The 21,932-nt window shown below is 36.9% G+C and carries 20 protein-coding genes and 1 tRNA gene; 10 read left to right on the forward strand and 11 right to left on the reverse strand.

The window, feature by feature from the left end:
- From tssR to tssO, 4 genes are read right to left on the reverse strand one after another with little or no spacing between them, the layout of a single operon-like run.
- Complete coding sequence (tssR, locus tag SOM16_RS20230; RefSeq protein ID WP_320465807.1) at nucleotides 1–2,376, reverse strand: type VI secretion system protein TssR domain-containing protein; 2,376 nt, start codon at nucleotides 2,374–2,376, stop codon at nucleotides 1–3.
- A gap of 34 nt (nucleotides 2,377–2,410) precedes the next feature.
- Nucleotides 2,411–3,397 carry a PKD domain-containing protein gene (locus SOM16_RS20235; RefSeq protein WP_320465808.1) on the reverse strand — a complete coding sequence of 329 codons (987 nt, stop codon included), beginning with the start codon at nucleotides 3,395–3,397 and terminating at the stop codon, nucleotides 2,411–2,413.
- A 31-nt stretch (nucleotides 3,398–3,428) separates the two neighbouring features.
- A complete protein-coding gene (locus SOM16_RS20240) occupies nucleotides 3,429–3,914 on the reverse strand; it encodes a type VI secretion system transmembrane protein TssO (RefSeq protein ID WP_320465809.1) in 486 nt (161 codons plus the stop codon).
- Nucleotides 3,915–3,922: 8 nt separating this feature from the next.
- Entirely contained in the window at nucleotides 3,923–4,444 is a 522-nt protein-coding gene (gene tssO / locus SOM16_RS20245; RefSeq protein WP_320465810.1) for a type VI secretion system TssO, read from the reverse strand.
- A 176-nt stretch (nucleotides 4,445–4,620) separates the two neighbouring features.
- On the opposite strand from tssO, the gene SOM16_RS20250 reads away from it, so the two are divergent.
- Both SOM16_RS20250 and SOM16_RS20255 read left to right on the forward strand, forming a co-directional pair.
- On the forward strand, nucleotides 4,621–5,055 hold the full coding sequence (locus SOM16_RS20250; RefSeq protein ID WP_320465811.1) for a GPW/gp25 family protein: 435 nt from the start codon (nucleotides 4,621–4,623) through the stop codon (nucleotides 5,053–5,055).
- Nucleotides 5,056–5,082: 27 nt separating this feature from the next.
- A complete protein-coding gene (locus SOM16_RS20255) occupies nucleotides 5,083–6,948 on the forward strand; it encodes a hypothetical protein (RefSeq protein ID WP_320465812.1) in 1,866 nt (621 codons plus the stop codon).
- Here the strand turns inward: SOM16_RS20255 and SOM16_RS20260 are convergent.
- Nucleotides 6,945–7,883 (reverse strand): type VI secretion system baseplate subunit TssG, encoded by a 939-nt coding sequence (locus SOM16_RS20260; RefSeq protein ID WP_320465813.1) that lies wholly within the window; start codon nucleotides 7,881–7,883, stop codon nucleotides 6,945–6,947. The genes SOM16_RS20255 and SOM16_RS20260 overlap by 4 nt on opposite strands.
- A gap of 116 nt (nucleotides 7,884–7,999) precedes the next feature.
- Between SOM16_RS20260 and SOM16_RS20265 the strand changes: the two genes are divergently transcribed.
- The 4 genes from SOM16_RS20265 (at nucleotide 8,000) to SOM16_RS20280 (ending at nucleotide 11,975) form a co-directional block, all read left to right on the forward strand.
- The gene (locus tag SOM16_RS20265) at nucleotides 8,000–8,893 is read left to right on the forward strand and encodes a TssN family type VI secretion system protein (protein WP_320465814.1); all 894 of its coding nucleotides are present in this window, start codon (nucleotides 8,000–8,002) and stop codon (nucleotides 8,891–8,893) included.
- Nucleotides 8,894–8,911: 18 nt separating this feature from the next.
- On the forward strand, nucleotides 8,912–10,051 hold the full coding sequence (locus SOM16_RS20270) for a hypothetical protein (RefSeq protein ID WP_320465815.1): 1,140 nt from the start codon (nucleotides 8,912–8,914) through the stop codon (nucleotides 10,049–10,051).
- A 559-nt stretch (nucleotides 10,052–10,610) separates the two neighbouring features.
- Nucleotides 10,611–11,438: a glycoside hydrolase gene (locus SOM16_RS20275; RefSeq protein WP_320465816.1), complete on the forward strand. Its 828-nt coding sequence runs from the start codon at nucleotides 10,611–10,613 to the stop codon at nucleotides 11,436–11,438.
- Between the two features lie 63 nt (nucleotides 11,439–11,501).
- The gene (locus tag SOM16_RS20280) at nucleotides 11,502–11,975 is read left to right on the forward strand and encodes a CAP domain-containing protein (protein ID WP_320465817.1); all 474 of its coding nucleotides are present in this window, start codon (nucleotides 11,502–11,504) and stop codon (nucleotides 11,973–11,975) included.
- A gap of 5 nt (nucleotides 11,976–11,980) precedes the next feature.
- Here the strand turns inward: SOM16_RS20280 and SOM16_RS20285 are convergent, their stop codons facing one another.
- Both SOM16_RS20285 and SOM16_RS20290 read right to left on the reverse strand, forming a co-directional pair.
- Nucleotides 11,981–12,265 carry a putative quinol monooxygenase gene (locus SOM16_RS20285; RefSeq protein ID WP_320465818.1) on the reverse strand — a complete coding sequence of 95 codons (285 nt, stop codon included), beginning with the start codon at nucleotides 12,263–12,265 and terminating at the stop codon, nucleotides 11,981–11,983.
- The gene (locus SOM16_RS20290) at nucleotides 12,237–12,866 is read right to left on the reverse strand and encodes an NAD(P)H-dependent oxidoreductase (protein WP_320465819.1); all 630 of its coding nucleotides are present in this window, start codon (nucleotides 12,864–12,866) and stop codon (nucleotides 12,237–12,239) included. The genes SOM16_RS20285 and SOM16_RS20290 overlap by 29 nt, the downstream gene beginning before the upstream one ends.
- Before the next feature lie 95 nt (nucleotides 12,867–12,961).
- On the opposite strand from SOM16_RS20290, the gene SOM16_RS20295 reads away from it, so the two are divergent.
- The gene (locus SOM16_RS20295; protein ID WP_320465820.1) at nucleotides 12,962–13,864 is read left to right on the forward strand and encodes a LysR family transcriptional regulator; all 903 of its coding nucleotides are present in this window, start codon (nucleotides 12,962–12,964) and stop codon (nucleotides 13,862–13,864) included.
- A gap of 84 nt (nucleotides 13,865–13,948) precedes the next feature.
- Here the strand turns inward: SOM16_RS20295 and SOM16_RS20300 are convergent.
- The 3 genes from SOM16_RS20300 to SOM16_RS20310 all read right to left on the reverse strand — a co-directional run bounded on the left by SOM16_RS20300 (nucleotide 13,949) and on the right by SOM16_RS20310 (nucleotide 16,077).
- A tRNA-Asp gene (locus SOM16_RS20300) sits at nucleotides 13,949–14,022 on the reverse strand.
- A gap of 105 nt (nucleotides 14,023–14,127) precedes the next feature.
- Entirely contained in the window at nucleotides 14,128–15,201 is a 1,074-nt protein-coding gene (gene prfA / locus SOM16_RS20305; protein WP_029281893.1) for a peptide chain release factor 1, read from the reverse strand.
- Between the two features lie 135 nt (nucleotides 15,202–15,336).
- Nucleotides 15,337–16,077, reverse strand: a complete 741-nt coding sequence (locus SOM16_RS20310) for a UDP-2,3-diacylglucosamine diphosphatase (RefSeq protein WP_320465821.1) — start codon at nucleotides 16,075–16,077, stop codon at nucleotides 15,337–15,339.
- A gap of 384 nt (nucleotides 16,078–16,461) precedes the next feature.
- Between SOM16_RS20310 and SOM16_RS20315 the strand changes: the two genes are divergently transcribed.
- Nucleotides 16,462–18,588: a prolyl oligopeptidase family serine peptidase gene (locus tag SOM16_RS20315; RefSeq protein WP_320465822.1), complete on the forward strand. Its 2,127-nt coding sequence runs from the start codon at nucleotides 16,462–16,464 to the stop codon at nucleotides 18,586–18,588.
- 70 nt (nucleotides 18,589–18,658) lie between these two features.
- Here SOM16_RS20315 and SOM16_RS20320 read toward each other — a convergent pair whose 3' ends face one another.
- Nucleotides 18,659–19,309, reverse strand: a complete 651-nt coding sequence (locus SOM16_RS20320) for a hypothetical protein (protein ID WP_320465823.1) — start codon at nucleotides 19,307–19,309, stop codon at nucleotides 18,659–18,661.
- 338 nt (nucleotides 19,310–19,647) lie between these two features.
- Between SOM16_RS20320 and SOM16_RS20325 the strand changes: the two genes are divergently transcribed.
- Together SOM16_RS20325 and SOM16_RS20330 are read left to right on the forward strand one after the other, a co-directional pair.
- The gene (locus SOM16_RS20325; RefSeq protein ID WP_320465824.1) at nucleotides 19,648–20,658 is read left to right on the forward strand and encodes an NAD(P)/FAD-dependent oxidoreductase; all 1,011 of its coding nucleotides are present in this window, start codon (nucleotides 19,648–19,650) and stop codon (nucleotides 20,656–20,658) included.
- 114 nt (nucleotides 20,659–20,772) lie between these two features.
- Nucleotides 20,773–21,099 carry a 2Fe-2S iron-sulfur cluster-binding protein gene (locus tag SOM16_RS20330; RefSeq protein WP_320465825.1) on the forward strand — a complete coding sequence of 109 codons (327 nt, stop codon included), beginning with the start codon at nucleotides 20,773–20,775 and terminating at the stop codon, nucleotides 21,097–21,099.
- Nucleotides 21,100–21,932 lie beyond the last annotated feature (833 nt).

The following is a 21,932-nucleotide window of genomic DNA, read 5'->3' on the forward strand; positions in this document are numbered from 1 at the left end:
TTAGTTGGTTTTTGGCAATACTGCCGGGTTAAAATTATTTTCAGTGATGTAATAATATATTTTGCCATTTGATAGAAATTGCTGCTCAATCTGGGTAGCTCTTTTAATTTGCTCAACAGATTGGTTTAACAATTTAATGTAGTTTTCAAATTGATCAAGCGGCATTTTTGACGTGCTTTTTAAATCACCAACCTTATACCTGGCTAAAAATTCGTTGTTTAAAGGTAACCCTGTTACCAGTTTGATGTAGTTAGCCAAAGTCATGGATTTTATATCGCCAGAAGAGGTTTTAATTCCTAGCAACTGTTTCGGCATTTTAACATAATTTTTTACCAGTTTGCTTCTGAAAGAAGATTGATCTGCCTGAAGATTTTGGCCTAACATAATCGAGAAAACATCTACAATTTGTTTGTACTCCATATTGTTAAGTACAATGGCATATTGCAAGGTTGATGGATGATTTTTCACCACCTCTGCAGATAAATTGGCAGTGCTATAATATTTGAAGGCATTATGCGGCATGCGATCTGCTACTTCTGCGCCAACTGGCGTGGGTAACAAACCTTCTACTTCCGAAGAAAGATTTTTACGCGAAATCCCCGTTAAGCGAAATGCGCTATCTAAAGAACTGATTTGATTGTAAATATCCATATTGGTTTCTTTTACAAAACGGCGCAGGGCGATGGTCATACTTTGGTTTGAATTTACCGATCCTTTGGTTGGGAAAACCACGCCACCTTGAATCAAGCTGTTTTTAGGGTAATCTAAATAGTATGAAATCGAATCTTGTAAACTGGTGTTATAAGGCTGAAAACTCTTTAAGCCTTCACCTTTAACCATAGTATTTTTTCTATATTCTGCTGCACGAATAGCTGATTCTGAAACTAGTTTGCGCGACTGAATAACAAAATCATTAAATGATTGGTTAAAATCGCTATATACCTGAAGTGCCAAAATTCTGGCATCTGCCTGGGCAACCTGTTCGCCCAGTTCGTTAATCAGGTAGTTATTTGTTCCGCCTATGTTTCCTGTACTTCCCACCAATACAATTAAATTAGTTTCATTTTTCTTAGCTTTAAAGAGATTTAAGCCAGCTTTTAAAGCTTCGAAAACAGGGCCTTCAGCAATTTCACCGTTACACCTTAGCGTGTTTTTTGCCTGGTTAGATAAAAATGACATCAGCTTCCTGTAGTCATTCTGGATTGGACTCACAAAAATTCCCTGCAAAGCACATCCGGCTTCACCACGGTATACCACGCCACCATAATTTACGGTTGTTCCTTTTCCAAAATCGCCCATTATATTTTCAAATGAGGATATGGTGTTGGTCATTCCAGATAGATATTTGGTCATTGAACTTCCGCCATCTACCACAAAAAGTACGTTAATTTTATTTTTATTCTTACGAAGTTTTAAATAATCCTGATAAGAAAGTGACGACCCATTGATGGTTAAGATTTTATTATCCTTTTTATTATAAACGTCTGCTGCAATCCCAATTCCATATGAACCTGCATCTTCAGAAACTATTGGAACACTTTTTAATATCAAGTTTTCTGCTGGCAATAAAGGATCCACTACGAATGCTGTTCCTTTATCAATACCACTTTTAATGGCGGCCGCGGTAGAATCATCACTATTATCGCTGCTTGGTTTAGCTGATGTGATGTACAAACGATCTCCCCAGTTGTGCACCACTTCTGATGATACCCAACCATAAATACTTTTTAAAGCAGTATCCGCAACCAACTGATCATCAGAACCAATTAAGTATTTTTTTCCATCTTCTGATTTTTTATAGATGTAAGAAATTTCATGCAACCTTACTTTCGTGCGTCTGTCTTTAAGTTCGGGAGTATTATATACCAGGATAGAATCTGTAGTATCGAAATAAAATTTTGGTTCCGTTAATGCATTTTTTCCGTTGATAATACCTATAGATTTTTCTGCATATCCTGTTTTCTGGTTAGAGAATCCGCGCTGCCATAAAAGTAATTTTGACTTTGCAATCCATCCATAACTGATGGCACTTTTTTTATCGGTAATCTTTCTCCCTCTGATCATTCCTGCTTTGTATTTGATCAGTTTCAGATAGCCATTTTCTTCTTTGGATACGTAAAAGGGTTCCATGAAACCAATTTTTTTCATGATGAGACTACCGCCCGGAGCAGTGGTGGTATAATTGTCTTCACGATCAGAAAAAACAATCCAGGGCAAACTACTATTGCTGGTATTGTCATTTACATTGATGGTTTCTGCTGGCCTTTCATAGGCTTTAGGCATATATTTTACTTTTTTGCCAAACGATGCCGGTGATTGTGCATAGGCAAAGGATATTCCCAGAAACAGGATGGTTAAGGCATAATATTTTTTCATAATGGTTGTAGATGAGCTTTAGAATGAGGTTAATCTATTTTGTTTTAGCTGGTGCTGGTGCGTCAGTTGTTGCTGTTGTTGCCGGCTGTGCAGTTCCCGAGTGTTGTTTAATATTCAATAAACTGGCGCAGGTAGAATTTGGCTTGATGGTTAACTGGGCTTCATCTACTGCAATTTCGCCACCAAAGGTTAGCCCCATGCAATACGAATAAATATCTGTCTGCTTTTTTTTCCCGTTCATTTCTACATTTACAGTTACCTTTTCGTTATTACACATGTATTTGTTAACGAGGTAATAGTAATTGGAGTTGAAGTCTGCACCATTAGCAATTGCCTGTAATCTGGCCCTGATATCATCGATTGTTTTACGCTCACCATCTCCTGGTGCTACAAAATCTTCTACAATTTCTGCATTAGGATCGGTAATGAGTATAGTTAAGTACGCAGGTTTACGCGCTTTATCTGAGCGAAGGCGGACTACATATTTTCCTGGCGCGCGGTAAGTGTATAAGGCTGTCTTTCCTTTAACATCTACCCGTCCGGTTTCACCGAAAGACCATTCGAAATCCTTGCCTTCTCCATCTCCTTCTAACCGTATCTCTTCATTAACTAAACCAGCTGTTGGCCCGCTAATGGTGAGTACACTGTCTACCGCTACAGCCCTTACCGTGTCTCTTACGGTTATTGGAAACTCCTGCCGTAACTCACCATCAACTGTGAGGCGTACAATGTAAGTATCTGGTTTGGTATAGTGGTAAGATCCGGTTTTGGTGGTGGCTCTTTCACCATTACCAAATTCCCAGAGCCATTTAGTAGCCTTTGGGGTATTATCTGTAAAGACCAAATCTTCGTTTAAATAGATTTCGTCTTTTAAAATTCTTGCTTCAATTGCTCTTTTTTCGAATAAGGAACTTTTAAATAAAAAGATGAGGCCTGTTAATAGAAGTACAGCTAATAGGATGTATAAAATAACATAGCCCTGCGAATTGGAATTAACTTGCTTGGTGTTTGAGTCGGACATAGGTAGCGTTTTTTATATTTTGTTTAGAGGTTTATCGGGAAGAGATGGTTTGTTGCAATTGTCGCCTGTTGGTAATGCAGTCGTCTAATTGTCTTTTGTGTAATTCAATGTCGCTGATATTTCTATTTTGTTCTTGCCTGTCGTAGAAAAGCCTGTCATACAGTTGAGATGTCTGAACAAAAATCTTGTACCGGGAATCTGATGCTTTGCGATCAAATGCGGCTTTAATCGACCCCAACGACAGCTGGATGTCGTTTTTTAAAAATACAGCCTGGACATTGGGATTATAACGGGTAATTTGTTTGAAAGTAGTATCTACCGTAGGCATGGTTTCTTTTACCATGTTTTCGAATACTTCATTTTCATTAATTTTTACTTCAAGCTCTTCCTTCGAGATTTCATATCTCGATTTATTGCTGTAAAATATACCGAAGCTTAACAGCCCGACAGTGAAAATAAACAGCGCCGTGAAAAACAAGAATTGTTCACGTCTTTCTTTTATGCTTAATTTAATCATAATAAATATTATCTGCCGTATCTACCGTTTCTGATTCTATTTGCTGCAGACTGATTAGCCCGCTGACAATCGTTTATTTGTTCTTTGTAGCGTTGTATGTCACCTCTTGATTTGATTAACGAATCCTGCAAATCGGCCATTGCACCAACATTGTTGTTTAGTTTTCCATACAATTCAAAACTTGGACTGTCCTCAGTTTTTCTGGAGATGAGATCTTTAATACGGTTGTTTGCAGTTTGAATATCGCCAAGCAAAATGCCTTGCTTGCTCATTTCATTTGCGTTGTAATCTCTATACTGAGTAAGTTCTTTAAATCGAACCAGGATTAAATCGAAATTGGTATTAATGTCTTTTCTTAGATAAGATAATTTTTCTGCTTCCTTTACTTTTTTATCAAGTAAGGCATATTCATAATCAGAAGCGGCAAAAAAGAGATAAATACAAAAGATGGAAAAAAGAGTAAGGAATAAAAAGTTAAGAATAAACTTGGTATAGGAGCTCTTGATTTCGACGGCGTTAATGGGTTTCATAGACTTTTAATGTTTCACATAGCAATGGTACAATAATTAATCTGACAATCAACACCCTTCAATATCACACAAAAACATTCAAATTAACTTTGCAATAACAATTTTTTATATTTTGTGTTTGGTTATAAAAGAGAATTAATTTATTTTACTTTTAACAAACTTTAAGCCAAATTTCTATGTCTGAAAATTTTTTCAATAAACCGTTCAGATTTAACTCCGTATTTTCAGGCACTGGGCTTCAGCCAACTGACCTCGGAAAATCGATTTCTAACCATATAGAATTAATCATTTTTACCCGCTATGGTGAACATCGCTATAGATATGATTTCGGCTGTGAAATTTGGGAACTGGATTTTGAGTTAATTGTCAGCGAAAGCCTCTGGGAGGAAAAATTCCGCAAATCTCTGCTCAAATCCATCTCAGACTATGAATTCAGAATCGACAACATTGCGGTGGAAGTCAGGATCACAGAGGTAGAAAATGTATATCCGTTACGTAAGATAACAGAGATAAAAAAGAAAGTTGATATTACTGTAAGAGCACTAATAAAAACCACAGGAGAAAAATATTTTTTTAATACAGCTTTATTCCTTAGCCCACTATCAACTTAAGTTAAAAACGCATCAATTATTCTACACATGAAACCAGTTTTTTATTCATCAAAAGATGAAATCCGAAATAGAATTTTAAAAAATGCAGAAGATTTCTGGAATATTAAGGATACAAATGATTTCGATCCGCTGGTAAAATTAATTATTGAGGCATTGAGCAATGAGCTTTTTAATGTTGCCAATGACGTTAAAAACTTAGAGAATCGAATCTTTGATAAAATTAGCAGAATCTTAGCACCTGATCACCTCACCTCTTCATTACCAGCGCATGCCATTATACATGCCAGACCTATTGAGGAGGAAGATTATCTTTCACCATATACCCAGTTTGCATTTAAGAAAAACATCCCGCAGGAAAATGATAAAGCTAAAAAAGCAGATATTTTCTTTGGACCCCTACATACCGTTAAAGTTCATAATGCTTCCATAAAATACCTAGCCACCGGAAATACGCTTTTCAACTTAGAACAATCAAACAAACAACCGTTATTAAATACACTTCCCGGTTTTTCTGTTGAAAAAAACACCATTTACATTGGTTTAAGTGGCATAAAAAATTGGATGGATTTCAATAAGCTCAACTTCTTCTTCGACTGGAAAAATTACTCGGTACCAGAAAATACTTACGATCTTTTATCTTTAGGAAAATGGTTTTATAAAGATAATGAGCTCGGTGCGTATACCGAACGTTTTATGGACGAGCCTTTAACAGGCAAAATTGAGGCTCCTTTCCATCATAAACAATTGCTGAATTTAATTAAGGCCGATATTTTACAGTTTTACAGCAACCGTTTCATCACCCTGGGTGATCTGAACGACTTTAACATTGATAATGAACCAGAGTTCCCAGTTGCTTTGGCTAATATTTTTCAGCCTGCCGGCATCAATCAGATTGATAAGAAAGTAAGGTGGCTAAAAGTAGTTTTTCCTGCAGCTATTAACCAGGAAATGCTGAATGAACTTCATATTTATATCAACGCTTTTCCTGTAGTGAATAAAAGATTAAGCCAGATTAAACACCGGCTAAAAATCATGAATAACATTATCCCGATAAAGACTGTAGAAACAGATCAAATGCTGGCAATAGAGAACCTGAAGGATAATCATGGCAACAGCTACAACGAAATTCCATATACCAATGAAAATGAAAAAGGCGATGGCTCATTTTCGATCAGGTATGGTGGAACAGAGCGCTTTGATACCAGAAATGCAAAGGAATTGGTTGATTATCTTTTTGAGCTTTTAAGAGATGAAAAAGCGGCTTTCTCTGCTTATGGGCCCGATTTCTTGAGCACCATTCTTAAAAACTTAGAACAGAACATTGCACTGATTGAACAGAAAAGCCGTTCTGCCCTTAAAGACATTAAAGAATTGCCAAGCTATATCCTCCTGAAACCTATTGACGACGCCGACATTTTATTTGTAGACATTTGGGTAACTCAGGCAGAAGAGGCCAACCATATCAACGCCGGCAGCCGATTGGTTGTTTACGAAAATAATAAAGTGAATGCGGAGAGTATCTTTTTTTTAAGCCAAACGAAAGGCGGACGTACAAAATTGAATGCGAGCAACAGGGTACAAGCTTACAAATATGGTTTAACAACAGCCGACAGAATTATTACCAAAGCCGATGTGATTAATTTTTGCCGTTACGAGCTAGGGCAAAAACTTAACGGAATTACCTTGGCTAAAGGAATTATGATGGATAATAAACCAAATGCTGGTTTCATAAAAACAACAGACATCATTATTGAGCCTGCAGAAAATCAAAAACTTACTACTCAGGACTGGGAAGAATTATTGAGTTTAACCCTGTCTAAATTAAAACTTAGAAGTACAATGAATATACATTACCGCATGTTGTTAAAACCGTCTGTTTATAAAACATTTTAGATATAAACCGTGTAACCCAGGTAAGCACTTTCCCCATCGGTGGTGAGCATGGTTTCCTGCAATTCGATTGCAGTGAGCAGTTCTACAGTTACTTCTGCATCAATAGGCATGAGGTAACTGATGGCCATATCCAAAATAGCCCTGTTCTGCTGGCCTGGAATAAATTTAACAAGTTCTTGGGGTGTAGTTGGCCCGATATTAATATGATAGGCTTCATTATCTGGTATAAAACTGTCTCCTATAATGGTATCAATACCAAGGGCGCTCCCTCCAAGTTGCATCTGGAGATCATCTGCAATTTTTACCGGGGATACATTTGAAGTTGCATCAACTAAAAGAATTGGGAGGTTAAATAAAGCCGTTAGTACCTTAGACACAAAACTGATATCGTTTCTTTTTTGTTGAATTTCGGGCAATAAGTGCATCCAGATGATGCTTTGTTCTTTATTTAGCAGTTGAAATTCATCCCAGCCAAATTCAAAAATCCGGCTTAAATCAGAATAGGTGGTTTTTTTATCGAGCTTATTTTCGTAAAGCTCGGTCATGATCCTTACATGATTAATCTCTGCATCAAACGGGGTAAAAAATAATCTGGCGTGTTTCTCTTCCTCTCTTCTGTCTCTGATATCCTTAATCATCGATTCTTCGTCCATCCCGGCACTGCCCGTTGGCGGTCTGTGGAAAAGGCCTTCAGGCAACATGTCGTATAAACTTTCCCGGTTGGTACTAATGCGGATACGATCTTGCCGCCTTTTTTCAGAATAATAAGCAGTACTATCTTCTATATCTTTAGTAAATGCCCGTTTATCTGCACCAATAGGGATAATTTCTATTCGATCGGCATCTATTACTTCACGCTCAATTAAGTCGGCGGCATGCGCTACCGCTTTATAATCTGTAAAGAGTTCATTATGAATTAAAGTTTCTTTTTTCATCTAAACTTTCAGCCCGCTTGTTTGTTAAGGGTTAAATTAATATTATAGAACAAATTAGCATTACAATCAAATACTAAAGATACTATATTTGTAACACATCACATCTAAAAACATTAATGGACGTTCAATCTTTTTTTATTCGCTTTCTACTATTTCCGCTGATTTTTATAGTTTCAACGGCTGTACTCTCTATTATTAACAAGAAAAACCAATTCCTCAATAACAAAAGACTCATAGTAAGTGTTCTCGTTATCGGTATTATTTTAGCAATCCCTGGTTTTCTTGGCTTTTTAAACTTTAGTTTTATGCCCTGGGGTTATATCATTTGCTGTATTTTCTATATTCTTACAGGCACTATCTTTGTATATCTATTAACAAAATATTATCCAAAAGATGTACTGGAGCGTAAGGTATTTATCTTTTTTGCCACTTTGGTTTCAGCTATATTGTCCGTGTACTTATATCAACTGGCCTTTAATTGGCTCAGCAATGTTCGTTTCGGTTGGTGGGGCGCTGGTAGTATTGCCTGGTTCTTTGTACCACTAATGTTCTGGTGGGCTTATGTTTCATTGCTCAGTATTCCTTCAGAAATTTATAAAATCTGGAAATATCCTTCAACACCTTTGGATATTAATATGGACCATGTAGATTTTAACAAGTTACTGGTTTTGGAGTTAGAGCTTTATAAAAGAAGTAGTGATCCTGAGCCTTTAAAAGTTAAGGTTAAAGCGCCAGAAAATATGAATTTTGGGATCTGGTTTCATAAATTTATTGACGACTACAACCTTAAATTTGGTAAAAATCCTGTTGAATTCAGAGATGAAGATCAGGATGGCTACAGGTGGATATTCTTTATTAAAACATCATTCTTTAAAAGAAATATTTTTATAGATCCGGATTTAGATATCACTGAAAACGGCATTTCAGAAAAAATGACCATTTATGCGAAACGTGTAACTGAAAACGTTAACAAACCCAACGAAGTAGGAGAAAGTGCTATCTTTATTTAACCTCTAAAAAATTTTATTATGATTAAGCCGCTAAAACATAAGTCGATCAACTGGATTAATGGAATGAAATTATCCAGTAGTCACTTTACTGCGAACGACCTTTATTTACAGGATTTTGTAAGGGATGCTATATCACTAAATATTCATAACAGCAATTATGGATTTTTGCCACCAATTGTTGGCTATAATAGTTCTCACGATATTGAAATTGTAGAGAAGGCTACCAATCACATTGAAATAAGAGTGAAATATTGTAATGCACTTACGCCAGAAGGTGTTCATATAGATATTTTGCAGAGTGATGCGATGGATAATTTAACGCATAGCCATTATTTTGGTCAATCAGAACCTCGTAATTACTTTATTCTTTTGGTTGTAAATCCTTTCAACAGGATCCCAGCCGGCATCCCTGATCCTGAAGAAAGCCCGTTGCGTTACCCGGAACTGGCCAAAGCATATAGCATCATAGTGCTCCCCGAAAATGAAATTGTCAGCCAGATGCCTGATAATTATTTCTTAACTATAGGCCAGGTTTACCATGAGAATGGAAGACTAACGATTAATAAAAACTACATTCCGCCAAGCTCGACGATTACCAGTCACCCGGCATTAATCAGGTATTATGAAACATTTAATTCCTTATTGAACGATTTGCAACTGGCTTCATTCAAAATCATTGATAAAACCAGCGGCAGAGATAACATTACCCCATTAGGTAAAAACATCAGGTTAATTTCTGAAAAAATTGTTGATTTCGTTGCAGGGATTTTTTATGAATACAGAAACGTTGCATATAGGGAATCGCCGACGGTATTAGTAGGATATTTCTCTAGTTTAGCCCACATCTTTTTTACTGCGGTTAAACTGATTGATCCTAAGGAGCGAGAAGAGTTGCTTAAATATTTTTACGAATGGAAAGATGTAACGCCAGGAAACTTTGAGGAGCTTTTAGCGAAAACGATAGAATTGGTTTACGATCATAAACAAATTAATCTATCTATGGTTACCGTGAATGATTTCTTAAGTGTATTGGTTGCGCTTTGGAATAAGTTGAGCGGATTAGAATACATTGGTCAACGTAAAGAAAATATAGTTGTTGCCGAGCAACAAGTTGTACAACAAGTGCAGGCCAGAAAAACCTGGACACTTTTAGATTAAGCTTCCACACTTAAAACATTATACCGATCATTATTTATCGAAGAGAAATTGGCCTGGTGGTTAAATTCATCTGAAACGATAAGTATCGATCGGTTTTTTGGTTTCAGATCATTTTATTGTTTAACCTTTGCTTCCATTTTAAAAATGATACCTATCTTAAATTTTCGATACGTATCATCATGGCCAGTCTTAATGAAAACGAGTGTGTTTTCTAAAAATAAATTATTTTACCCCTCCTTTTTTACTATTTACCCCCCTATTTCATAGATGATTTTGTAAGTATATTTGGTTACAATATAGACTCATTACAAATTCATTACTTGTAATAATCTATTGAATGTTATGATCTAACCAATTTATTATGAGCATCGCAACAACGATTTATCAAGGCAACCTCAACTGTACATTGCATAGCATTTTTATTATATGATTGTCCTTGCTTCCTGTCAATCACTAAATGATTATTCATTATCAATTAACATTTAAGCTTAGTGAAAGAGGAATACACAAAACAGCAGTATCTTAATAATTAACCAAATATAAACCTAAAACAAAAGAAATGAGGAATCACAAAACATTCAAATCGATTGCGCTATTGGCTTGCTTATCGATAGCATTCTTATCATGCAAAAAAGACAAGGAAACTGAGGCGGAAGCCGGCAGTGTAAAAGCCTGGGAAACGCTAATAGATGGTGAATCTTTCGCCAGCTATGGAAACTTTGAGGCCAAGTGGAATTATAATTATCCATGGGGCACGGACCATAATGGGTCTGCTCGTATGGTAGGAAGCTCCACGAATCACAATCAGATTTCACTAAGTGGCGGAGAAATGACCATCACTGCAACCAGATTATCCAGTTCACCAGGCAATAGTACGGCTAATGGCTTTACAAACGTTGCCATTTGGTATAATTCTGGCGCGTGTTATGCTAAACAGCAGGTACTGATTAATGATCAGTTTCCGAGTTATACCATTTCTGGAGATTTTGCAGTACCGACTAATAGAGGTACCTGGCCAGCTTTTTGGATTACCGGGGTAAATTCGTGGCCACCCGAAAGCGACATCATGGAATTTAAGGGAAGTTCTACCAATTGGCAAAACACTTACGATGGTGGCTGGGAAAATAAATTAACAAATGTTTCTAATGCTGGTTCTTACCATAATTACAAATGCTGGTACAATAAGATAAATGCTACTGATGTAGAATGTCATTACTATATTGACAATAATTGGGTAGCGAGACATGTGATGAGTAATTCGGTTGGCAAACCAATGTGGCTCATCGTTAATATGCAAATGGAGGGCGATAGTGGCTCGCCAGGTCCATCTGGCAATACAACATATAATATTAAAAATGTTTATATGGGTAGAGAAAGGGCTTATTAATACAGTAGTGTAAAAAATATTGGAGGTAGCGCTTGCTATCTCCAATATCAATAAAACTTTTAAATGAGATCAATATACCCGTATATACTAGTTTGTTTACTATTTACAGGCTGCAAAAAGTCTGAAATTACGCCGCCGCAAAATGATCTGAATCTTCTGCTTCAGAAAATCAATTCATTAAGGCAGTCTGGATGCAACTGCGGCACAGAATTTATGCCTCCTGTGGCACCGCTATCTTCAAATACATTATTGGATAATGCAGCAACAGCACATGCGATAGATATGGTGCAACGAAGTTATTTCGACCATGTTTCTCCTGACGGCAATACGCCAGAAGAAAGGGCAAAGCTGGCCGGCTATACAGGCAATGTAAAAGCAGAGAATTTAGGTAAAGGATATGTAAATTCAGACCAGGTAATCAGCGCCTGGAAAAACAGCACAAGTCATTGCAAAGTGATGATGGATCCCAATTCAAAAGAAGCTGGTGTTGGCTTCAATCGAAACTATTGGGTAGCAGTCTTTGGAAATCCTTTATAAATCGCTTATGCAATTTTATCCGTTTTATGGATCACAATTCCATTTGTTAACTGACTTGATTTGCTAACGAAATCTAATATATATTCCCGCTTATTGTGAAGATCTAATCCTGCTTGATCTTTCCATTCTTCCCAAAAAATAAAAAGATCTTCCTCTTTACACTCATGTAAATCGTATTGGATGCAGGCATCTTCCTTTCTCGACTGCACAACCATGTTAAGTAGAAGTGTTTGCAGTTCTGCCTTGGTTTCAGGTTTAATTTTAATGATTGCTGTTAGATAAATGCTCATATATGTTTTCTTTTAAAAATGTATTTTGTAAATGTGATTGGTAAAGTTCCAAATCTCTCACCACGTTTGCATTTTTTTCAATATCATGAAAATGCATTCCTTTCATACGCTCCATTCCTATAAAGGCATTCATTCGATGAAAACCGAATAACGGTCCGTTATCTACACTGGTTTCCATAAAAAACTCATTTGGCAAAGTAAAAGCTTCTTTTGGTGCATTCCATGATGAAGTTACCATATATTTTCTTCCCTGCAACATCCCTCCCGTACCATAGTTTCTGGCCGGGTTATCGGCTTTACGTCCGTCGTTGATGTAAATTCCATTTTTATGCCCTGCTGTAAAAACGACATCGATATATTTTTTAAAACCGTGAGGCAATTGAAACCACCAGATAGGGGTGTGATAAATTACAACATCAGCCCAAACGTACTTAGCTACTTCTTCCTTTGGATCGTAATTATCATTAATATTAGTGGTTTTAACTTCAAATTCAGATAATGCTGAAAAGAAATTAGCCGTAGTCGTCGCGATGGTTTCATTGAATCTACCTCCTGAATGGCCAAATTTCTGACCACCATTGATGATGAATATTTTTGTCATTTCCAATTTTCTTTATTTTATGTTTCAAAATTACCATTCGCTATGCTATTATTAAAACAAGTTAATTCATAGCTTTGTATCAGAATTATAATACTATGGTTAATCTTGAATGGTATAGAAGCTTTAAGGCAATTTATAAAACCGGAACATTAACTGGCGCTGCAGAAAGTTTATTTATTTCTCAGCCAGGGGTAAGTCTGCACCTCGGTTCGCTGGAAAGTTATGTTGGCTATAAGTTGTTTGAACGAACAGGGAGAAAAATGGTTCCAACAGAAAAAGGAAAAGTTTTGTACAATTTTATTGTTGAACCTTTGGTCAAATTAGAAGATGCCGAAAAGCACTTTCAAAAAAGCACAGAAAAACATACGCCAACTATAAGCGTTGGAATGTGTTTTGAAACCTTTCAAATTACTTTGGAACAATATATTGCTACACTACCTTTTAATGTAATTATCCGCTTTGGCGATTACCCTGAAATGCTCGACCAGTTAGATAAGGGTATCCTTGATCTCATCATCACACCACAAAAAGGAAGTTCGCCTAATATTGAACACGAAGCATTCTCTTCGGAGACAATTGTATTGGTTGGCGGTATTGACACCGACGATAATCAATTTAAATCGCTGGTAAAAAAGAAGGATTTAGCTGAAATGGAAACCTGGCTAAAAAAACAAAAATGGTATGGTACTGCCGGCGACATGGAACATTTATTGCGCTTCTGGCAATTAAACTTTGGAAAACATGCAGACTTCAGACCCAATTATATCGTTCCGAACTTAAATTCCATTGTGCGGTGTTTATCTGGTGGAAAAGGTCTGGCTATTATTCCGGATTTTCTTTGTAAAAAAGAGGTGGAGGAAGGGAAAATTAAAGTGATTTGGGAAGGAAGAGAAAAGTTGAAAAACATCCTTTATTTCGGCACCAGAAAAAATACACAATATGCTTCAGAAATTGCGTTAATTAAAAAACCATTTAAGGAAGTGATGGTGAGTATTTAGAAAAACGTCGGCTGGTTGGTGAGGACAACAACCAGTGGGTTAAAACAAAAAAGCCTCAACTTTTTCAAGTTAAGGCTTTTGTTGCGGAATGGACGGGACTCGAACCCGCGACCTCCTGCGTGACAGGCAGGCATTCTAACCAGCTGAACTACCACTCCTTTTGTTTACTTTTTAAAAGTTTAAACCTCTTTCCCCTTTCGAGGTTGCAAATATAGGGACAAAATCTCTAATTGCAAATTTTTTTTCAAAATAATTATAACCAACTAGCCTACAGCACCTTCCTGCATCTTCTCTGCATTCTCTGCAAACTGAAGGGCATCAATAATTTCCTGAATATCTCCATCCATAATGGAAGGCAGGTTATACATCGTTAAACCAATGCGATGTTCGGTAACACGTCCTTGAGGATAATTGTAGGTTCTAATCTTGGCAGAACGGTCACCAGTAGAAACCATTGTTTTACGTTTTGCAGCAATATCACCATTCTTTTTCTGCAACTCGATATCATATAACTTACTCCGCAACATTTCCATTGCAATTACACGATTACCCAATTGAGAACGTTCCTGCTGACAAACCACAACAAGGCCTGATGGCTTGTGCGTGAGCTGAACCTTCGTTTCCACCTTATTTACATTTTGCCCACCAGCACCACCAGAACGAGAGGTTTGCAACTCGATGTCTGCCGGGTTAATGTATAAATCGATTTCTTCTGCTTCTGGTAAAACGGCAACAGATGCGGCAGAGGTATGTACACGCCCCTGAGTTTCTGTATCAGGAACCCTTTGAACACGGTGTACACCACTTTCATATTTTAACTGGCCATATACATCATCTCCATTCACTTTCAAGATCACCTCTTTATAACCACCAGCTGTACCTTCCGTTACATCAACGGTTTCTACTTTCCAGCCTTTAGTTTCAAAGTAACGGGTATACATGCGATATAAATCACCTGCAAAAAGTGCAGCTTCATCACCGCCAGTACCACCACGAATCTCGAAAACAGCATTTTTGGCATCTTCAGGATCTTTAGGAATCAGCATCAAACGGATATTGCTTTCCATTTCTTCCTGCTGCTTTAACAACATATCCAACTCTTCTTTTGCCATTTCACGCATTTCAGCATCCTTTTCAACCGATAAGATTTCCTTGTTTGCATCAATGTTGCTCATCACATTTTTGTAGATTTTATACTCATCTACAATTTTGCCCAAGTCTTTATATTCTTTATTTAAAGCCGCAAAACGTTTCATATCCTGAATTACATCCGGATTACTTAACGATTCTTCTACATCTTCCCAACGCAGCTTTATAGCTTCTAATTTATCTAACATATGATTATTCGTATTGAATTCTCCAACAATCGGCCGAGGCCAAAATTTCGGAAAAACAAAAATAAGGAAAAAAGCTGAATTAGTTTGAAACTGAAAATGCTACAGTTTATTAAAGCCCGGACGATTAATGCTATTTTAGATAAAATATTCCAGTTTCAGGTCTACCCCATCGAAAACGCCATACGAATTAGATTCAAGCCACTCACCAATATTAACGTAACGACTCCCGTTGCCTAAATTTAAATCTAAAGGCAAATGTCTGTGACCAAAAATAAAATAGTCGAAATGCGCTTTTTGCAACTGCTCCCTGGCATAAATGGCTAACCATTCTTTGTCCTCGCCTAAGAAAATCTCCTTTTCTGTTTGCGCAGCTCTGCTTCCCCTGCTCCATCCATTGGCAATACCAATTCCAAAATTTGGATGCAAACGAGCAAATAGCCATTGACACAATTTGCTTCTAAAAATTTTCCTCAGGAATTTATATTTCGCATCTCCCGGGCCTAATCCATCGCCGTGATGCAGGTAGAATTTTTTACCATTTCGTTCCATAATCATTTCATCACTAATGATTTGCATCCCAATTTCCCGGGTAAAATAATCACGTACCCACATATCATGATTTCCCTTAAAGAAATAGATTTTGATGCCAGCATCGGCCATTGTAGCCAATTTACCCTGCAAACGAATAAACCCTTTCGGAATCACCTTGGCATATTCAAACCAGAAATCAAAGATATCGCCCATTAAAAACAGTTCACTGCAATTTGGCTCGATAAAATCCAGCCACCGAACAATCAAATCCTCGCGCTTTCGGCTTTCAGCATAATTTGGCGTACCTAAATGAAAATCAGAAGCAAAATAAATATTTTTATCCATGTGTTATCCAAAGGTAAGGGAAAAGAGTTGAAAGTTATAGGAGGAAAGAGCAAGGATGGAGGAGGAAAGAGTAAGGATGAAAGAGCAAAGAGTAAGGAGCAAAGATTAAAGAGCAAGGAGGAAAGAGCAAAGAGCAAAATTTAAAAGTTGAAGTGTTGAAAAAAACTTAGAGACTAAATCAGAAAAAGTTATTTGGGGACCTTGGCTTCAAAAGACAAGCAATCTGTGTAATCCATTAATCTGTGAAATCAACCCGAAGGCAATCTGTGTAATCAACCCGAAGGAAATCTGTGTAATCCATCAATCTGTGTAATCAACCCGAAGGCAATCGGTGCAATCAATCCGCAGGTAAAAACATATCTTAGTAAATAAATTGCTTCAACTATGAATAAGAAACTTTTATTAGGCTTATTTGCACTAAGTCTTTTTGCCTGTAACCAGGGCAAAAAATCTGCAGAAAAAATTACGTTAATGAAATATCCTGAAACTAAGAAAGACAGCACAACAGATAATTATTTTGGCAAAGCGATTGCTGATCCGTATCGATGGTTAGAAAATGATACCTCAGCCGAAACCAAAGCCTGGGTGGTTGCTCAAAACAAAGTTACCCAAAACTATTTAAGTCAGATTCCATACCGGGAAGACATTAAAAAGCGACTGACCGAAATCTGGAATTATCCTAAAGAAAGTGCGCCATTTAAAGTGGGGGAATATTATTTCTTCACCAAAAATGATGGTTTACAAAACCAAGGTGTTTGGTTTATCAAAAAAGGCCTAGATGGGAAAGAAGAAACTTTTCTTGATCCGAATAAACTTACCGCCGATGGAACCGCAGCTATTTCATTACTTGGATTTTCTCACGATAAAAAATATGTAGCTTATTCAGTTGCACAGGCGGGCTCAGACTGGAGCAGTATTTATGTCATGGATATTGCCACTAAAACTAAACTACCAGATGAATTAAAATGGACTAAATTTTCTGGTGCCGCCTGGAAAAATGACGGTTTCTATTACAGCAAATTTGATGCACCTGCAAAAGGAATGGATCTATCTGCAGCAAACAAATTTCAAAAAATCTACTACCACAAACTGGGTGATCCTCAGCAGAATGATCAACTGATTTTTGAAGATAAAACCAATCCAAACCTTTATTTCGGCGCAAGCGTTACGGAAGATGATCGCTTTCTCATTATTTATGCCAGTGCAGGGACATCCGGAAATGCACTTTACTATCAGGACCTTAATGAAACCAATAGTAAAATATCATCATTGGTAAAAGGTTACGATCATAACCATAATGTTATTGATAATATTGACGGCAAGCTTCTATTAAACACTGATTTAGGTGCTGAAAACAAGCAGGTTGTTTTAGTAGACCCCAAAAATCCTGATGCTAAAAACTGGCAAAAAATTATTCCTGAATCTAAACTTCCATTGGAAGGGGTTGGCAGTGGTGGTGGCTTTTTATGGGCTTCTTACCTGAAGGATGCCAGCACCAATATTGTTCAATTCGAATTAACAGGAAAGCAGATCGGCGAGGTTAAACTTCCGGCAATTGGCACCGCCAGCGGTTTCGGAGGCTATAAAAATGATAAAGAATTTTTTTATACTTTCACTAATTTCACCACGCCGGGCGCCATTTACAGATATGACATTAGCCAGGCAAAATCTGAACTCTATAAAAAATCCGGACTAAAGTTTAACACAGAGAATTATGAAACCAAACAGGTTTTTTATCCTTCGAAAGATGGCACGAAAGTACCAATGTTTATTGTACATAAGAAGGGTATTAAACTAGACGGAAACAATCCGGTTTACCTGTATGCTTATGGCGGGTTTCAGATTAGTTTGACACCAGCCTTTAGCCTGTCAAGGATGTTATTTTTAGAAAGAGGAGGCATTTACGTGCAGCCGAGTTTACGTGGCGGAAGTGAATATGGTGAAGCCTGGCACAAAGGTGGGATGTTGGCTAACAAGCAAAATGTTTTTGATGATTTTATTGCTGCTGCAGAATACCTGGTTAAAGAGAAATACACCAATCCATCTAAAATAGCAATTTCAGGCGGTTCTAATGGCGGATTGTTGGTTGGGGCCTGCATGACACAAAGACCAGAACTTTTTAAGGTTGCTTTACCAGCTGTTGGCGTTTTAGATATGCTTCGCTATCATAAATTTACAGTTGGCTGGGGCTGGGCGGTTGAATATGGCACCAGTGATAAAAAAGAAGATTTCAATTACCTGATTAAATATTCGCCTCTCCACAATGTTAAAGCTGAAGTGAATTATCCGGCTACCTTGATTACCACTGCTGATCATGATGATCGTGTTGTACCTGCACATTCATTTAAATTCGCAGCCACCCTGCAGGAGAAATACAAAGGAGAAAACCCAATGTTAATCCGGATTGAAACCAAGGCTGGTCATGGAGCAGGCAAACCCACTACTAAAATGATTGAAGAAGCAGCAGACATCTGGAGCTTTGTTTTCCAGAATTTGGGAATGAGTTGGTAGCTTAATTGCCACAGCAGCACAAAGCGCATTCAAATTCTGCCGTAAGTTTGCTGCTGTGGCAATATGATTATTAAGACAATACCTTTGGGAAGCCTGTTATATATTCAACTCCCAAAAACCCTTTTTTAATGATTATACTTATCTTATCTTTGGGTGTGACACGTTTAAACTTAAGGTACAAATAAAAAAAGCCAGAGACTTCCTTTTTACCCAGGTTATCAAATATTACTAAATAGCTGATCGATCTTCCTACAATTTTTCTTGACTTTTCTACAATATGTGTTTCTAGATAGTACTTTTCTCTTATCCATAAGCGATTTACAACTAGCAATAAGACATCAAAGAACCAGAATTTTAATACAATAGTTAAAATAATAATCTGGCAGAAATAAGCCCAGATCGTAACTGCTAAATTTCGCTGCTCAGGAAATCCCAGGTCGTAATAGAAATAGATAATTAAAATTGGGATGGTTAATAGGTAAGTCAGGATATTGATTCTCTTACTGAAATTAGATTCTTTTACTATAATATGCAGATCTACCACTAAAAGAGACAATAATGGTATCAGCAAGAGCCATCTCCAGGGACTATTTCCAGAATAAAGACCATAGATACATAAAGGAGCAAAAGTTGCAGGCAATTGCCAGCTTCGACAGTAAAAAATAAAAAGAAGAAACCAAATCGCTCCTAATGGCAAAATGACAAAAAAATAGTCCAACATCGTCAATTAGAATTTCAGGAAAGTTATCATTTATTTCAATAATTTAAATTGCTATAGAACTTGCTTATTGTATAAAATATTTAGCGCAAATCTTAAATTTGGCAATAGCACCGAGATCATCTAAATTAACACGAGTAGGCTTTTATAACGATTTCCTACTATATCCATAGACCAATTATAATTTGCTTTAAACAATCAAAAACCTTTAACTTTTGTTTTAAGTTAACATAAAGCATATAAAATACTGAATACAATAGCATTACAGAATTATCTAGAATATTTCTAAATAGAGAGATACATAAAAGTTTATTTTGTAACTTTGCTTAAATTTTTTTTGAATGATCACTACTGATATAGCCATAATAGGCGCTGGTCCGGTTGGTTTATTTGCCATTTTTGAAGCCGGTTTATTAAAAATGCGTTGCCACTTAATTGATTACTTACCGCAAGTTGGTGGTCAACTTTCTGAAATTTACCCTAAAAAACCAATTTACGATATTCCGGGTTATCCATCCGTTTTAGCACAGGAGTTGGTTGATAATTTAATGGAGCAGGCTAAACCTTTTCATCCCACGTTTACATTGGGCGAACGGATTGAGGGTTTAGAAAAACGTGGAGAAGCTGATTTCGTTTTAACCACGAATATGGGCACCATTATCGAAGCTAAAGTAGTGGTGATTGCTGGCGGCTTAGGTTGTTTCGAACCGCGTAAACCTGCTGTTGAAAATCTTTCAAACTTCGAGAATGGTAAAGGTGTGAATTATATGATTCTTGATCCGGAGAAATACCGCGATCAGAAAATGGTGATAGCTGGTGGTGGCGACTCTGCCTTAGATTGGACCATTTACCTGGCTGAAGTTTGTTCTGAATTGACTTTGGTTCACAGAAGTGAAAGTTTCCGTGGAGCACCAGATTCGGTGGCTAAGGTAATGTCGTTAGCTGAAAGTGGAAAGATTAACTTGATCCTAAATAGCAACTTACAAGCCGTTCAGGGATCTGACAAATTGGAACAAGTTGAAATTGTGCAGAACCGTACGATGGAAAAAACAGTTGTTGAAGCTGATCACCTGATTCCATTGTTTGGTTTAAGCCCTAAATTAGGTCCGATAGAAGGATGGAATTTAAACATCAGCAAAAGCGCAATTGAAGTAAATGTTGATGATTACTCAACTAACATTCCAGGTATTTATGCCATTGGCGACATCAACACTTATACCAATAAATTAAAGTTAATTTTGAGTGGTTTCCATGAGGCTGCATTAATGAGCCATAGTGCTTATTCTTACATGAACCCAGGTGTGAAATACACAATGAAATATACCACTGTAAACGGCGTATCAGAATTCTAATTTTTTGTTGATCACGTTTAGCAGAGCACGTTTTAAAAATTTTTACAGATTTTTTTATTTGTGTTCTTAAATGCTCTCCAGTTTTAATTAAGTTTGCGTTGATAAGCGAGCAAAATGGAAAACAACATTACATTATATATGCAAGAGCCGGATGGCTCCGTAACTGAACATGAAGCGCCAACTGATATGGGCTTAAGTTTGATGGAATTTTTAAAAGCTTCAGAATATGATATTCTGGCAACTTGTGGCGGAATGGCTTTGTGTGCTACCTGCTGCGTAGATGTTTTGGAAGGTGAAGAAAAGCTTAATGAAATGACCGACGATGAATATGCAATGCTGGATACGTTACCAGATTTATTGCCAAATTCGAGATTGGCTTGTCAGTTACAATTAAATAATAACATGGATGGCTTGAAGGTGAAACTTCACGGAGTGAGCTAAAAAAGCTGATAAAAAGTATAAAGGGCGGTATGTATTGACGTGTCGCCCTTTTTTTTGCTCTATTTAAACATTGTACAGCAATAAACTATTAATTGATTGCTGCTGTTTTTATCTCCTAAGTTGGTCGGGATTTTTTATCCCGATCTACATACTGCAGTTTTCTAATCTGCTATTCAATCCAATAGTACTAAAAAAGCCGCTAGTAATTATAATAGGGAAAGATCGTGTGGGGCGTATAAATGTATATAACACGGATTGAAAATCCGTAATTAGATCAGTCGGGATTATAAATCCCAACTAACTATCCTTAAGTTGGTCGGGATTTTTTATCCCGATCTACATAACTGCAGATTTCTAATCTGCTATCAATCCAATAGTGCTAAAAAAGCCATTAGTAATTATAATAGGAAAGCTCGTCTGAGGTTTATAAAGTTATCTAACACGGATTAAAAATCCGTAATTAGATTAGTCGGGATTATAAATCCCAACTAACTATCTCTACCCTAAGTTGGTCGGTTTTCTATCCCGATCTATATAACTGCAGATTTCTAGTCTGCTGTTCAATCCAATAGTGCTAAAAAAGCCATTAGTAATTATCACAGGGAAAGCTCGTGTGGGCTTATAAATTTATGTAATACGGATTGAAAATCCGTAATTAGATCAGTCGGGATTATAAATCCCAACTAACTATCTCGTATACCTAAGTTGGTCGGGTTTTCTATCCCGATCTATATAACTGCAAATTTCTAGTCTGCTATTCAATGCAATAGTGCTAAAAAGCCGCTAGTAATTATAATAGGGAAAGCTCGTGTGGGCTTATAAATTTATGTAAT

Source organism: Pedobacter sp. CFBP9032, assembly GCF_034045265.1.
Taxonomy (GTDB): domain Bacteria; phylum Bacteroidota; class Bacteroidia; order Sphingobacteriales; family Sphingobacteriaceae; genus Pedobacter.

Excerpts from the sequence above, each read along its gene's own strand:
- tssR (WP_320465807.1), bottom strand. The coding sequence starts at position 2,376 with ATGAAAAAATATTATGCCTTAACCATCCTGTTTCTGGGAATATCCTTT.
- SOM16_RS20235 (WP_320465808.1), bottom strand. The coding sequence starts at position 3,397 with ATGTCCGACTCAAACACCAAGCAAGTTAATTCCAATTCGCAGGGCTAT.
- SOM16_RS20240 (WP_320465809.1), bottom strand. The coding sequence starts at position 3,914 with ATGATTAAATTAAGCATAAAAGAAAGACGTGAACAATTCTTGTTTTTC.
- tssO (WP_320465810.1), bottom strand. The coding sequence starts at position 4,444 with ATGAAACCCATTAACGCCGTCGAAATCAAGAGCTCCTATACCAAGTTT.
- SOM16_RS20250 (WP_320465811.1), top strand. The coding sequence starts at position 4,621 with ATGTCTGAAAATTTTTTCAATAAACCGTTCAGATTTAACTCCGTATTT.
- SOM16_RS20255 (WP_320465812.1), top strand. The coding sequence starts at position 5,083 with ATGAAACCAGTTTTTTATTCATCAAAAGATGAAATCCGAAATAGAATT.
- SOM16_RS20260 (WP_320465813.1), bottom strand. The coding sequence starts at position 7,883 with ATGAAAAAAGAAACTTTAATTCATAATGAACTCTTTACAGATTATAAA.
- SOM16_RS20265 (WP_320465814.1), top strand. The coding sequence starts at position 8,000 with ATGGACGTTCAATCTTTTTTTATTCGCTTTCTACTATTTCCGCTGATT.
- SOM16_RS20270 (WP_320465815.1), top strand. The coding sequence starts at position 8,912 with ATGATTAAGCCGCTAAAACATAAGTCGATCAACTGGATTAATGGAATG.
- SOM16_RS20275 (WP_320465816.1), top strand. The coding sequence starts at position 10,611 with ATGAGGAATCACAAAACATTCAAATCGATTGCGCTATTGGCTTGCTTA.
- SOM16_RS20280 (WP_320465817.1), top strand. The coding sequence starts at position 11,502 with ATGAGATCAATATACCCGTATATACTAGTTTGTTTACTATTTACAGGC.
- SOM16_RS20285 (WP_320465818.1), bottom strand. The coding sequence starts at position 12,265 with ATGAGCATTTATCTAACAGCAATCATTAAAATTAAACCTGAAACCAAG.
- SOM16_RS20290 (WP_320465819.1), bottom strand. The coding sequence starts at position 12,866 with ATGACAAAAATATTCATCATCAATGGTGGTCAGAAATTTGGCCATTCA.
- SOM16_RS20295 (WP_320465820.1), top strand. The coding sequence starts at position 12,962 with ATGGTTAATCTTGAATGGTATAGAAGCTTTAAGGCAATTTATAAAACC.
- prfA (WP_029281893.1), bottom strand. The coding sequence starts at position 15,201 with ATGTTAGATAAATTAGAAGCTATAAAGCTGCGTTGGGAAGATGTAGAA.
- SOM16_RS20310 (WP_320465821.1), bottom strand. The coding sequence starts at position 16,077 with ATGGATAAAAATATTTATTTTGCTTCTGATTTTCATTTAGGTACGCCA.
- SOM16_RS20315 (WP_320465822.1), top strand. The coding sequence starts at position 16,462 with ATGAATAAGAAACTTTTATTAGGCTTATTTGCACTAAGTCTTTTTGCC.
- SOM16_RS20320 (WP_320465823.1), bottom strand. The coding sequence starts at position 19,309 with ATGTTGGACTATTTTTTTGTCATTTTGCCATTAGGAGCGATTTGGTTT.
- SOM16_RS20325 (WP_320465824.1), top strand. The coding sequence starts at position 19,648 with ATGATCACTACTGATATAGCCATAATAGGCGCTGGTCCGGTTGGTTTA.
- SOM16_RS20330 (WP_320465825.1), top strand. The coding sequence starts at position 20,773 with ATGGAAAACAACATTACATTATATATGCAAGAGCCGGATGGCTCCGTA.